The 13,329-nt window shown below is 71.9% G+C and carries 9 protein-coding genes and 1 pseudogene; 3 read left to right on the top strand and 7 right to left on the bottom strand.

Annotated elements, in window-relative coordinates; translation table 11 throughout:
• Window positions 1-101: 101 nt before the first annotated feature.
• Window positions 102-1,445, bottom strand: coding sequence for a UDP-glucose/GDP-mannose dehydrogenase family protein (locus JEK78_RS07710; RefSeq protein ID WP_200263357.1), 1,344 nt, complete (start codon window positions 1,443-1,445; stop codon window positions 102-104).
• Between the two features lie 235 nt (window positions 1,446-1,680).
• Here JEK78_RS07710 and JEK78_RS07705 point away from each other — a divergent pair, with 235 nt between their 5' ends.
• Entirely contained in the window at window positions 1,681-2,790 is a 1,110-nt protein-coding gene (locus JEK78_RS07705; RefSeq protein ID WP_200263356.1) for an acyl-CoA dehydrogenase family protein, read from the top strand.
• Window positions 2,791-3,084: 294 nt separating this feature from the next.
• Here JEK78_RS07705 and JEK78_RS07700 read toward each other — a convergent pair whose 3' ends face one another.
• Window positions 3,085-3,636 carry an acyl-CoA thioesterase gene (locus tag JEK78_RS07700; RefSeq protein ID WP_200263355.1) on the bottom strand — a complete coding sequence of 184 codons (552 nt, stop codon included), beginning with the start codon at window positions 3,634-3,636 and terminating at the stop codon, window positions 3,085-3,087.
• Window positions 3,637-3,753: 117 nt separating this feature from the next.
• Window positions 3,754-4,020: pseudogene (locus JEK78_RS07695) on the bottom strand (acyl-CoA thioesterase); the annotation flags it as partial.
• 118 nt (window positions 4,021-4,138) lie between these two features.
• Between JEK78_RS07695 and JEK78_RS07690 the strand changes: the two are divergent.
• Window positions 4,139-5,407, top strand: coding sequence for an LCP family protein (locus tag JEK78_RS07690; protein ID WP_200263354.1), 1,269 nt, complete (start codon window positions 4,139-4,141; stop codon window positions 5,405-5,407).
• A gap of 32 nt (window positions 5,408-5,439) precedes the next feature.
• Here JEK78_RS07690 and JEK78_RS07685 read toward each other — a convergent pair whose 3' ends face one another.
• A complete protein-coding gene (locus tag JEK78_RS07685) occupies window positions 5,440-6,795 on the bottom strand; it encodes an LCP family protein (protein ID WP_242483378.1) in 1,356 nt (451 codons plus the stop codon).
• Window positions 6,796-7,091: 296 nt separating this feature from the next.
• Here JEK78_RS07685 and JEK78_RS07680 point away from each other — a divergent pair, with 296 nt between their 5' ends.
• A complete protein-coding gene (locus tag JEK78_RS07680) occupies window positions 7,092-8,132 on the top strand; it encodes a glycosyltransferase family 2 protein (RefSeq protein ID WP_200263353.1) in 1,041 nt (346 codons plus the stop codon).
• A gap of 31 nt (window positions 8,133-8,163) precedes the next feature.
• On the opposite strand, the gene JEK78_RS23245 is transcribed toward JEK78_RS07680, so the two are convergent.
• The 3 genes from JEK78_RS23245 to JEK78_RS07670 all read right to left on the bottom strand — a co-directional run bounded on the left by JEK78_RS23245 (window position 8,164) and on the right by JEK78_RS07670 (window position 13,111).
• Complete coding sequence (locus JEK78_RS23245) at window positions 8,164-9,945, bottom strand: LCP family protein (RefSeq protein ID WP_242483298.1); 1,782 nt, start codon at window positions 9,943-9,945, stop codon at window positions 8,164-8,166.
• Entirely contained in the window at window positions 9,933-11,636 is a 1,704-nt protein-coding gene (locus JEK78_RS23240) for an LCP family protein (protein WP_242483297.1), read from the bottom strand. Before JEK78_RS23240 ends, JEK78_RS23245 begins: the two co-directional genes overlap by 13 nt.
• Before the next feature lie 236 nt (window positions 11,637-11,872).
• Window positions 11,873-13,111, bottom strand: a complete 1,239-nt coding sequence (locus JEK78_RS07670; RefSeq protein ID WP_200263352.1) for an LCP family protein — start codon at window positions 13,109-13,111, stop codon at window positions 11,873-11,875.
• Window positions 13,112-13,329 lie beyond the last annotated feature (218 nt).

The following is a 13,329-nucleotide window of genomic DNA, read 5'->3' as shown; positions in this document are numbered from 1 at the left end:
GTGCGGTGGTGCCCCGGCGGGCCGAGGCCGCGGACGAGGTCGGTCCGTGTCGCGGACGGTCCGGTCGGGCGCGGCGCGGTGGAGCGTGACGGCCCCGCCGGTCAGGCGGTGGGGCGCCCCATCGCCCGGTAGGTCCACCCCGCTCGGCGCCAGGCCTCCCCGTCCAGCGCGTTGCGCCCGTCGAGGATCACGCGGCCCGCGGCCACCTCGCCGAGTGCCGCCGGGTCGATCTCCCGGAACTCTCGCCACTCCGTCAGGTGCAGCACCACGTCCGCGCCCCTGACCGCCTCGACGGCCGACTCCGCGTAGTCGAGGGTCGGGAAGAGGCTCCTGGCGTTGGTCATGCCCTTGGGGTCGTACACGGTCACCTGTCCGCCCTGTAGGTGGATCTGCCCGGCGACGTTCAGCGCGGGGGAATCCCGTACGTCGTCGGAGTCGGGCTTGAAGGTCGCCCCGAGCACCGCGACCCGTCGGCCGAGGAAGGGTCCGCCCCCCAGGACCTGGCGGGTCAACTCCACCATCTGGCCGCGCTGGCGCATGTTGATCGAGTCGATCTCGCGGAGGAAGGTGAGCGCCTGGTCGGCTCCCAACTCGCCGGCCCGGGCCATGAACGCCCGGATGTCCTTGGGCAGGCAGCCCCCGCCGAAGCCGATGCCCGCCCGCAGGAACTTGCCGCCGATCCGGTCGTCGTGGCCGATGGCCTCGGCCAGCTTCACCACGTCGCCGCCCGCCGCCTCGCACATCTCGGCCATGGCGTTGATGAAGGAGATCTTGGTGGCCAGGAAGCTGTTCGCGGAGGTCTTCACCAGCTCGGCGGTCGGGAAATCGGTGACGATCAGCGGCGACCCCTCCGCGATCGGCGTCGCGTACACCTCCCGCAGCAGCTTCTCGGCTCGTTCGCCACGCACGCCGATCACGATCCGGTCCGGGCGCAGGGTGTCGTCGACCGCGAAGCCCTCCCGCAGGAACTCGGGGTTCCAGGCCAGCTCCACGTCCGCGCCGGCCGGCGCGTGTTCGGCGAGGTATCCGGCCAGGCGGTCGGCCGACCCGACGGGCACCGTCGACTTGCCGACGACCAGCGCCGGGCCGCGCAGGTGCGGTGCCAGCGAGGCGACGGCGGCGTCCACGTAGGACATGTCGCAGGCGTACTCCCCGTGTCGCTGGGGGGTGTTGACGCACACGAAGTGCACGTCCCCGAAGGCGGCGGCCTCCGCGTAGTCGGTGGTGAAGCGCAGCCGACCGGTGGAGCCGGGGATCCCCTCGACGTGCGCGCGCAGCAGCTCTTCGAGGCCGGGCTCGTAGAGGGGGACCTCGCCTCGGCGCAGCGTGTCGATCTTTTCCGGCACGACGTCGAGTCCCAGGACCTCGAAGCCCAGCTCCGCCATGGCCGCCGCGTGGGTCGCGCCGAGATAGCCGGTGCCGATCACGGTGATCTTGAGGGCCATGGGTGCTCCAGGGGCGTAGGGCCGACGTGCCGGGCGAGCATATCCGGGGTCTGTCGCACCGTTGCGGGGGCGGTGCCCCGGCTGTCGTCCAACTCACCTATCCAGGGGTTCCCCGGGGTTCTAAAATTGGAGTTACTTAACAGTAGCCACGTCATCCCCACACCGTCCTGGAGCGTGAGACACCTTGGCCGGATCGGCTGATTTCGACCTGTACCGCCCGTCCGAGGAGCACGGCATGCTCCGCGACGCCGTCCGGGCGTTGGCCGAGGCGAAGATCGCCCCGTACGCCGCCGCCGTCGACGAGGAGGCGCGTTTCCCCCGCGAGGCGCTGGAAGCCCTGGTCGGCAACGACCTGCACGCCGTGCACGTCCCCGAGGAGTACGGCGGGGCCGGGGCGGACGCCCTCGCCACCGTGATCGTCATCGAGGAGGTGGCGCGCGTCTGCGGGAGTTCCTCGCTCATCCCGGCGGTCAACAAGCTCGGATCCCTCCCGGTGATCCTCTCCGGCTCCGAGGAGCTCAAGAAGCGGTACCTGACGCCGCTCGCCCAGGGTGCGGGCATGTTCTCGTACTGCCTCTCGGAGCCGGACGCGGGCTCCGACGCCGCCGGGATGAAGACGAAGGCGGTCCGGGACGGGGACCACTACGTCCTCGACGGGGTCAAGCGTTGGATCACCAACGCCGGCGAGAGCGAGTACTACACGGTGATGGCCGTCACCGACCCGGAGAAGCGTTCCAAGGGCATATCGGCCTTCGTCGTGGAGAAGTCCGACGCGGGCGTCTCCTTCGGCGCCCCGGAGAAGAAGCTCGGCATCAAGGGGTCCCCCACCCGCGAGGTCTACCTGGACAGCGTCCGTATCCCCGCCGACCGCATGATCGGCGCGGAGGGCACCGGCTTCGCCACCGCCATGAGGACGCTGGACCACACCCGCGTCACCATCGCGGCGCAGGCCCTCGGCATCGCCCAAGGCGCCCTCGACTACGCCAAGGGCTACGTCCGGGAGCGGAAGCAGTTCGGCCGCCCCGTCGCGGACTTCCAGGGCGTCCAGTTCATGCTGGCGGACATGGCGATGAGGATCGAGGCCGCCCGCCAGCTGACGTACGCCGCCGCCGCCAAGTCCGAGCGCGGCGACGACGACCTGACCTTCCAGGGCGCCGCCGCCAAGTGCTTCGCCTCCGACGTCGCGATGGACGTCACCACCGACGCCGTCCAACTCCTCGGCGGCTACGGCTACACGCGCGACTACCCGGTGGAGCGCATGATGCGCGACGCCAAGATCACACAGATCTACGAGGGGACGAACCAGGTCCAGCGGATCGTCATGGCGAGGAACCTTCCCCAGTAGGGTTCTCGCGGGTTTGCCGAAGGGGTGTTCGGAGGGTCCGGGGAGGGTAGCGTCCGCTTCCTGTCGGTCGCGGCCCGATCCCCGGCCCCCGAGTCGGCCGCCGTGGCCCGCCGGTATGTCGGGGAGGGCGACGCCCGCTCCGATGTCGGCAACGCGGGGGTGCGTACTCGTGGCAGTTCGCCGACATGTCGGCGGCCGATCCCCGCGCTCCCGCGTGACGGCCGCCGCCGGTATCCAAGGCCCCGGCACGGAAACGGCCCCGTCACCCCGCACAGGGGCGCCGGGGCCGCCGTGTCAGCCGTCGAGTCCCTCCGCCGCTCGCTGCTCCCGAAGTTCCTTGATCGCGCGTCGGCGGGCGAGGCGGTGCGTCCGGCGAATCTGCGCTTCCTGGTATCGGCGCTTGTCCCGCTCCGTCTCCGGGATCACGGGCGGCACCGGCCGCGGCTTGCCGTCCGCGTCGACCGCCGCGAAGACCAGATACGCGGAGCCGACCTGCTGCGCCGGCGTCGACTCGTTCCACCGCTCGGCGAGGACCCGTACGCCGATCTCCATGGAGCTGCGCCCCGTCCAGTTGCACTGCGCCCGCACATGAACGAGATCACCCACTCTGACAGGTGCGAGGAACACCATCTCGTCCATGGACGCGGTGACGGCGGGCCCGCTTGAGTGCCGCCCCGCGACCGCCCCGGCCGCGTCGTCGACGAGTTTCATGATCACGCCGCCGTGAACGGTCCCGAGCAGGTTCGTTTCGCTCGCCGTCATGATGTGCGACAGCGTCGTGCGCGACGCCGATGTCGGCTTGCCGGGAAGGTCGTCCCCTGCCGACGTAGGGCCCTGATCAGTCATGTTCTCCACCATAAGAGGGCGGCCCCGACACCGTGCCGGGACGATGTCGGGGCCGCCCTGTAGACCCTCGCCGCACGTTTCTGCTGGTCAGCGTATTTGTGTCTTGGGGGATCAACTGTGGACCAGGTCGCCCACCCCGACCGGTTCCGGGAACGCCGTCTCGTCCATGGACGCCGTGACCGCCGGTCCACCGGAGTGCCGCCCCGCGCCGGCGCCGTCGTCGACGAGTTTCATGATCACGCCGCCGCGCACCGTACCGAGCGGGTCGGTGCCGCTGTGCGTCATGATGGGGCTGAGGGTGGTGCGGGAGGCCGAGGTCGGCTTGCCCGGGATCTCCGGGGTGTCCGGCCCGCCGGCCGAGGCCTGTTGTGCCTGCTCTGTCATGGCCCCACCCTATGTCCCCCGGACTCCCGTACGATTTGTGCCGGCTTGGCAACGAGCCCGCTCCGGTTTTCCGACGACCCTTGTATGCCGCCGGGGGGTGCCCGGCACACTGGGGCGCATGAACGAATGGCCCGAGGGGCGGTCCGGCGACGAGCGTGGCGGCTACGGACGCGGCAGCGCGAGCGCGCGGCCCGAGAAGGCCCGCGTGATGCGGCAGGTTCGCCGCGGTTCCGGTGCGCCCGGGCAGGGCCGCACGGGGCCTCCGGGACAGGGCGAGTTTCCGCGCCAGCCCTCGTACGCCCCCGGGCACGGCGGCGACCACGACGGGTACAACACCGGGCAGGTTTACGGGACCCCGGGCGGCCGGGGCCCCTCCGGGCGGAGACAGGGCGGCGCGGGCGGCGCGCCGAACCGGCGGCGGCGCGTCAAGGTCGTCGCCTTCGCGGTGGCCGCGGCGCTGCTCGCCGCGGGCGTCGGGACGTACGTGTGGGCCGACTCCCGGCTGGACCGCGAGGTCGAGCTGTCCAAGGTCATCGACCGGCCGGAGGAGGGAGAGGGGACCAACTACCTCATCGTCGGCTCCGACAGCCGGGAGGGCATGACCGACGAGGAGAAGCAGGACCTGCACACCGGGTCCGCCGAGGGCAAGCGCACCGACTCGATGATGATCCTGCACACCGGGGACAACGGCGCCACCCTGATCTCCCTGCCCCGCGACTCCAATGTGGAGATACCGACGTTCGTCGGTTCGGAGTCCGGCAAGACCTACGAGGGCACCGGTCGGCAGGTCAAGCTGAACGCCGCCTACGCGGAGGACGGCCCCGAGCTGCTGGTGCGCACGGTGGAGTACAACACCGGGCTGCGCATCGACCACTACGTCGAGATCGGCTTCGCCGGCTTCGCCAACATCGTCGACGCCGTCGGGGGCGTCGAGATGGACATCCCGCAGGACATCAAGGACGCCAAGTCCGGCGCCGACCTGAAGGCCGGACGCCAGACCCTGGACGGCCAGGAGGCGCTGGCCTTCGTCCGGACCCGGTACGCCCTGGCCGGTTCCGACCTGGACCGGACCAAGAACCAGCAGAAGTTCCTGTCGGCCCTGGCCGGCCAGGTGGCCACCCCGGCGACCGTGCTGAACCCCTTCACCCTCTACCCGACGCTCGGTGCCGGACTGGACGCGCTCATCGTCGACGAGGACATGGGCCTCTTGGACCTGGCCGACATGTTCTGGGCGATGAAGGGCGTCAGCGGCGGCGACGGAACCTCCATGAACATGCCCCTCGCGGGCAGCACCGCGGGGGGCAACCTGCTCTGGGACACGCCCCGCGTCGAGGAGCTGGTGCGCCAGCTGAAGAACGACGAGAAGGTCACTGTCACCGGCGACTGACCCGCCTCCGGCGCCGCCCGGTGGGCGCGGGATCAGCCACCGCCGCAGACCACCGCGTCGCCCCGGACCGCCGTGCCCGGCTCCCGGGGAGGGTCCGCCGGGCGCACGGCGCGGACGCCGGCGAAGTCGGCTCCCACGACCACCCGCAGCGTGGCGCCCTGGCCGGCGACCTCCCGGAGCGCGCTGCCGGGCAGCGCGGCGGCCAGCGAGGCGGCGGAACGGTCCCACCGGGGGTCGTGGACGACGACGGTCCGCTCGACGCCGCGCTCCGGGGCGTTCACGGGGGCGCCGGTGGTGCGGAACCCGGCCGCCGCGAGCGCGTCGTGCACCTGTTCGCCGAGCCCCTCGGTGTCGGTGCCGTTCTCCACGCGGACCCGGATCGCCCCCGGGGCGACGGGGACGGGACGCGCCGCCCTCTTCTCGCGGGGCGTGGGGTCGGACAGCGGGCGGTCCTCGCGCAGGGCGGCGAAGAGTCGCTCGGCCGCCTCTCGGTCCCAGGACAGCGTGGCCCCGGCGCCCTTCACGGTCTTGCCGCCCCGCCCCACGGGCACGGTGGTGAACTCCGAGGAGGCGGGGGAGAGGCTCCGCATGGCACGCCCGAGGGCCACCAGTTCGTCCGCTCCGAGGCCGACGTCGGCGCGTACCGAACCGAGCACGTTCCGAGTGGCCTCGCGGAACCTGACGGGGTGGAGCAGGATCCCGGAGGAGACCACCCGGTCGACCAGGGCGGCGAGGAAGTGTTGCTGCCGCCGCATGCGGCCGAGGTCGGCGGCACCGTCGACGTGACGGGCGCGCACGTACTGAAGGGCCTGGCCGCCGTTCAACAGGTGCTCGCCGGCGGGCAGGTCGAGGCCGCTGTGACTGTCCTTCAGGGGGACGGAGGTGCACACGCGTACGCCGCCCAGGACGTCGACGGTCTTCATGAAGCTGGTGAAGTCGACTTCGAGATAGTGGTCGATCTTGAGCCGGGTCATCTTCTCCACGGTGCGGAGGGTGAGTCGCGGACCGCCCTCGGCGTAGGCGGCGTTCAGTTTCAGACCGTGCTCGCCGTGGCGTTCCCCGGTGGTCAGGTCGGTGTGGGCGGGTGCCACGGCGTAGCTGTCCCGAGGCAGGCTGACGACGGTGGCCCGGTCCCGGGCGGCCGAGAGGTGCACGACCATGATCGTGTCGGTGCAGTGGCAGGGCGCGCCGCCGAGTCGGTACTCGCGTCGTTCCTCGGCGGAGACGTTGTCGCGGCCGTCCGTGCCGACCAGGAGGATGTTCGTGCCGTGGCCGGCCTCGGGGCGGTTCTTCATGTCCTTGAAGGCGTCCACCCGGGCGATCTCGTCGTCCACGGTGGACAGGACGGCGTGTCCGATCCCGGCACAGGCCAGGACGGCCGCCGACAGCGCGGTGCAGGCGCGGGTGGCCCAGCGGCGTCCGCGCCGTCCTTCCCGGCGCGCGGGCGTACCGGGCCGCCTCCCGCGCCGTGTCGGGCCGCCCCTCGCGGAGTCTTCCTCGGCCCGTCGTGCGGTGGGGCGGGGCGGCGTGGGCAAGGGGACACCTCCGCGGCGGGGGCGGTCCGCGGCGGACCGCGGGCCGGGTGGGGGACCCCGTGCACGATAGGACGATACGATCTGCGGCCCGGTGCACCGGGACCCGCGCGGCGCATCGGTGTCCCCCGTTCGCGGTAACGTGACCCCCGATGAACGCCAAGTCCGACGCGCGGCACCCCGCCGTTTCCGTGATCATGCCCGTCCTGAACGAGGAGCGGCACCTGCGTGGCGCGGTCCGCGCCATCCTCGCCCAGGAGTACGCCGGCGAGATGGAGGTCGTGATCGCTCTCGGCCCGTCCACCGACCGGACGGACGAGATCGCCGCCGAGCTGGTGGCGGGCGACCCGCGGGTGCGCACCGTGCCCAACCCGTCGGGACGCACGCCCGCCGCGCTGAACGCCGCCATCCGGGCGTCCCGCCACCCCGTCGTCGTGCGCGTGGACGGTCACGGCATACTGTCGCCGGACTACATCGCGACCGCCGTCAGGCTGCTGGAGGAGACCGGCGCACACAACGTCGGTGGTGTCATGCGCGCCGAGGGCGAGAACGACTGGGAACACGCGGTCGCAGCGGCGATGACGTCGAGGATCGGCGTCGGAAACGCCGCGTTCCACACGGGTGGCCACGCGGGGCCCGCCGAGACCGTCTACCTCGGGGTGTTCCGCCGGGAGGCGTTGGAGCGTCAGGGCGGGTACAACGAGGAGTTCGTCCGGGCCCAGGACTGGGAGCTGAATTTCCGCATCCGCGAGGCCGGTGGGCTGATCTGGTTCTCGCCGGAGCTGCGGGTGTCGTACCGGCCGAGGCCGAGCGTCCGCGCGCTGGCCCGTCAGTACCGGGACTACGGTCGCTGGCGGCACGTCGTCGCCCGCTACCACCGGGGCTCCGTCAACTTGCGCTATCTGGCGCCGCCGGTCGCGCTGTGCGCGATCGTCGCCGGCGCGGTGGTGGGGATCGCGGTCACGCCTTGGGGGTTCGTGGTGCCGGGAGGATATCTGGCCGCGATCCTCGCGGGCGCCGTGCCCGCGGGTCGGGGGCTGCCCCCGCGTGCCCGGATCCGGATCCCGGTGGCGCTGGCGACGATGCACCTGTCCTGGGGCTGGGGGTTCCTGACGAGCCCCCGGTCCCTGGCACGAAAGGTCGTCGCCGGCCGGCGACCGGCGCCGGCGTCCGACGCCGCGGGCGCCTCCTGAGACGACCCGCCACACGGGCCCCTCGGGACCGTCAGGACCAACTGAAGGCCGGGTCCACGCGCATGCAGGCGTCCGTGTCGGCCCCGTTCAGCGCCTCGACGGAGTCGGGAGCGGCGCCGCCCCCCTCGGCCTTCGGGTAGACCGTGTCCTCCCGCCAGTCCGCGCCTACGGTGAGGGTGATGCCGGAGACCTCCGGTGAGGAACGGACCGCGTTCGACGGAATCCCCAGGACTTCGGCGACTCGCAGCGCGTCCGCCCGCTCTTCGGCGCTCGGATGGTGGACGACCGTCCACGGTTCCTCCTCGGCTCCCGTCGGGTCGGCGACCGCGCGGCGGAATCCTCGGTCGGCCAGGGCCTTCGTGATCGCGTCGGCGCGCCCGTCCCCCGCCCCCGGGTCGGCGGTGCCGGTGCCGTCGCGCACCAGGACGGCGATGTCCTCGTCGGCGGCGGATCGTTCGGCGTCGTCCGGGTCCGGTGCCGTCGACGGGGCCTCGGCGTCCGTCTCGGGTGCCGAGGCCGGGGACGCGGGCGGCGCCGTCTCCCGACCCGCGCCGTCCAGCGGGACGTCCTCGCGTATCAGCCGGAACAACTGCTCGGCCTCCTCGGTCGGTTCGACCCGGTGGCCGACGTAGCGGTTGGGCATCGTGGTCATGGTGATGCGCTCGGGTTCGACCCGGCGCAGTTCGGTACTGAGGTCGTACAGCTTCTTCACGCTTCCCAGGTCGGGATCGACGGTGAGTGCCCGCGTCGCCTCCTCCGCCAGGCGACGGAGCTTGTCGGGGTTGCTCAGGGTGGCGTTCTCGCGCAGTCGCCGGATCATCGCGCTCATGTACATGTGCTGCGCCTTGGCGCGGGCGAGGTCGCTGCCGTCCTCGAAGCCGTAGCGGGTGCGCAGCCATTGCAGGGCCTGTTCGCCCTGGATGTCGTGGGTGCCCTCGTCGAGCTTGAGCCCCGAGCCGTGGCCGCGCGCGTCCCGGGACAGGATCGGGGCGTCCACGCAGACCGGGACGCCGCCGACGGCGTCCGCCATGGACACCACCCCCGCGAAGTCGACCATGACGAAGTGATCGACGCGGATGCCGGTCAGTCGCTGCCAGGTGGCCACGGTGCAGCCGGGTCCGCCGTGTCCGAGGCTCTGGTTGGCCATCGTCCTGCTGTCGCCGGCCGGGTACACCGTCCCGTCCTCGGGGTCGGTGCACCGGGGTATGTGGACGAGGGTGTCGCGGGGCATGCTGACGACGGACATGTTGGTGCGGTCGGCGGAGAGGTGCACCAGCATCTGCACGTCGGCCAGCGGGGCCGATCCGAAGGTCTCGCGGGCGCCGCCGAGTTCCCGGTTCTCCTCGGTGTCCCGGGCGTCGGAGCCGATGACGAGGATGTTCAGCGGCGTCTGGCCCGCGGCGTTGGGCGTCGGCTCGGCGACCACGACGTCGCCGAGGTCGAGTGCCCGCTTTTGGATGTTGCCGTTCAGGTGCCGGTAGTACAGGTATCCCGTGCCGGCGGTTCCGAGTATCAGCACGGCGAGTGTGACGGCGGTCCAGCGAAGGACCCGGCGCCGGCGTCGCCCGGGCCGCGCTCCCTCGGGGGCGGTGGGGTGTGGAGTGCCGAGTGCGATCGACTGGTCGTCGCGGAGGGCGGGGCCGTGGTCGGAGGGCCCGGCTTCGGCCGGGCCGCCCGCCGGGGGCGGTTTGGCGACCGGCTGCGGGACGCGGGCGCTGCTCGCCGTGGGACGGACGGCCCGCTCGTGGGCCTCGGGCGTGCCCTGGCCGGCCCTCGTGGTGTCCTGTGCTCCGCCGCGCGTCAACTCGCGCACACGACCTCGTCCGCAGTGGAGGTCTCCACCTCGGCGGGGGCCTTCGTCGAAGCGGAATCCAGCTTCACGCCGGCGCCGAGGAAGTCCTCGCCGAGGGTCAGGGTCATCGTGGGCAGCCCCTGCGAGTTGGGGGCGCTCTCGCCGGGCTTCAGCGCCGAGGCGGAGAGGCCGAGCAGATCGGCGAGGGCGCGGGCCTGGTCGGCCTGGTCGGAGGCGTACTCCAGGGTGGTCTTGGCGAGAGTGGTGCCCGCGTTGCCGCCGTTCTCCGACTTGAGGACGCCGCCCTCGGTCTGCAACCAGGTCAGCTCCTGCTGCGCGCTGCCGCTGGGCGCCCCGCCGTTCAGGACGCGGACCCGGATCTCGGCCGGCTCGGCCCTGGGCCCCTCCAGGCGGGCGGCCACGGCGGCGGCCTCCTCCGCCTTCTCCTGCTTCTCGGCCTCCTCGACCTCGGTGAACGACACGTCGTTCCGGATCATCTCGAAGACCTGACCGGCCTTCGACTCGTCGAGGACGACCGTGGCCTTCACCGTCTCGGCGGGGTTGTCGACCACCGGCACGGTCGCGAACGTCAGGTTCCCGGTGTCGAGCCGGCCCAGCTCCAGCCCGAGATCGGCGAGTTTCCCGATGCTGTCGAGCTGGGTGTCGACGGTGAGGGCCTCCGTGCCCGCCTCCGCGAGGCTCAGCATCTTCGACGGGTCGGTCAGGGTGTCCTCGGACTTCAGCTTGCGCATCAGCGAGCTGAGGAACTGCTGTTGGATCTCGATCCGGCTCAGGTCGCTGCCGAGGCCGACGGAACCTCTGGTGCGGACGAAGGCAAGAGCTTCGTCGCCCTCGATGAGGTGTTCCCCGGCCGGCAGGTTCAGCTGGGACTTCTCGTCGTCGATGTCCTTGTCCAGGCAGACCTCGACGCCGCCGACCGCCGTCGTCAGGGTCTTCACCGCGTTGAAGTCGGCCACCATGAAGTTGTCCGGTTGGACCCCGGTCAACTCGGTCACGGTGCGCAGGGTGCAGCTGGGCGTGCGGCCGTCCTGGCCCAGACTGGTGTTGAAGCGCACCCCCGTCGCCCCCGGGATGACCTCCGTCGTCCCGTCCTCCCGCGCCGTCGGGCAGTCGGGGACGTCGACGATCAGGTCGCGGGGGATGCTGAGGGCCGTGGCGTTCGAACGGTCCTGGCTGACATGCAGCAGGATCGTGGTGTCGGCGTGGCCGACGCTGTCGGCGTCGCCGTATCCCTCGTTGCCCTCGCCGGTGCGCTTGTCCGTCCCGATCAGCAGGATGTTGATGGCCTCGCCCTTGCGGAAGCCGCCGGTGCTCGCCCCGTCGTCGGACACGGCCGTGATGTTGTCGTTCAGGTGGTCCAGGTACAGGTAGGCGCCGGCGGCGGTGCCGAGCACGACGAAGGCCAGGGTGCCGCCGGTCCACCCGAGTATCTTCTTCGCCCGCGAGGTCGCCTTCACCGGCCGTCGGCCGCGCCGCCCGGGCGACCGGTCTCCTGGCAGGTCGTCGCGCGGGTTCGGGGCCCGATGGGGGGGCATGCCCGGACCGCCGGGCGCCCCCCTGCGCGGCCCGGGCACCGAAGGCTGCGGAGCGGAAGTGGGCAGTCGCAGTTCGTATTCGCCGGTGTGCGGGTTGCGTACCCACTGGTCTGCGGGATCGATGCTGTCTCCCCGCCCACGGCCTTGCGCGTCCACGGTCGTCCGATCCTCCGTCGGGGCGCGGCGCCTTCCCCCGTGAGGCGCTCGGTCTGTCGCTCGGTGCGCGACCCACGCCATGACGCTGTCGGGGTCGGGTGCACGGATCGCTCACACTAACGGCCTCCCCCGGTATCCGGCGACGGCGGTGACACATTCCACGTTCCGAAAACCCGGGCAATTCACTCAATCGTGAGGAGATGTGCCGCGTCCTGTGCGTCCCCTGGGAACGGCCTTTACGAGCAGGAGTCCTCGGCGGCCGTGTTACCGGTGTAGGTGGGTGCGGGGGATTCGCTCGCGCGCGCGAGCGAGTCACCCTTTTCCGGCGGCGCCGTGTCGTCGGACCCGTACGGAGCGTATCCGTCGGGCGTGTCCTCGCCCTCCCGGTTCTCGACCGTGACGGGCTCGTCCTTCCTCAGTCGGTCGAAGAGTTCACGGGCCGCCGGTTGTGCGAGTTGGTCGCGGTTGGCGTCCTCCGGGTAGGACTCGCGGGGAACGGTCATGAATCGCACACTTTCGGAGGGGATATCGCGCAGGCCGCGCACCAGGTCGTACAAACCGCGGAGGCTGGCCAGCTCGGGATCGGTGGTGAGCGACGAGGTGGCGGCGTCCAGCACCGGATACAGTTTCGCCGGATTCAGCAGGACGCCATTGCCCAGGACTTTGCCGGCGAGCGCGCCGAGGAACTCCTGCTGTCGGGCCATCCGCTCCGTGTCGCTTCCGTCGCCCAGCGACTTCCGGGCCCGGACGTATCCCAACGCCTGTTCGCCATCGAGAACGACGCGCCCGGCGGGCAGCGTGATTCTCGCCGCCTGGTCGTGAATCGGTTCCGGAAGGCAGATCTCCACGCCGTCCACCGCGTCGACCATGCGCTTGAAGCCTTGGAAGTCGACGACCACGTGGTGGTCGACGCGAATACGGGTGAGCTTCTCCACGGTCCGGATCGTGCACGCCGATCCACCCGTTTCGAACGCGAAGTTGAGCTGGGCGAAGACCGGACCGGTCCGGGAGCCGTCCGGACTTCGACAATCCGGTATTCGCACCATCAGGTCGCGAGGGAGGGATACGGCGGTGGCGTCCTCCCGCCCCGCCGACAGATGGAGCAGGATCACCGTGTCAGAACGCTCCGTACCCGGATCCCGGCCGTAGTCGGCGTTGTCCGCGCCCGAGCGCGAGTCGGAACCGATCAGGAGGATGTTGCGAGCCCCTTCGACCGGCGAGCGAGGGCGCTCCGCCTCGTACCGCTCCAACTCCGCCGCCGCGGCCTCGTCGGGGGTGATGTTCCCCTCCAGCTTGGCGTACGCGGCGAAGCCGGCCCCCGCCGCGCCGACCAGCACTCCGGAGACCGCCAGCCCCGCCCAGCCGAGCCGCCGGCGCCGCCGCCGGCGCCGCAGCCCGGACCCCGTGGCGGACGCCCCGGGCCTCGACCCCGGTGGAAGATCCCCGTCCCGCGGTGCCTCCGACCCGTCGCCCATCTGGCACCACCCTCACGCCGTTCCGAACGTGCCGCGCACCCGCAGGCGGCGTCGCGCTCCCACGTCGACGCCACCTCCGACGATGCCCCGGATCGGTGCCCGGCGGAGTCCGGAGTGAGCCGAACAGGTGACGGCGGCGGGTGTCCGTCGGCCTGGCCGACGCAGGGGCCCGGCCGGGCGAGTCCCGGTGGCGCCCGGCCCACGAAAGGGCGAGCCAC

Source organism: Streptomyces sp. HSG2, assembly GCF_016598575.1.
Classification (GTDB): domain Bacteria; phylum Actinomycetota; class Actinomycetes; order Streptomycetales; family Streptomycetaceae; genus Streptomyces.
Note: the sequence above shows the minus strand (reverse complement) of the source record. Positions and strands in the feature narration are given on the sequence as shown.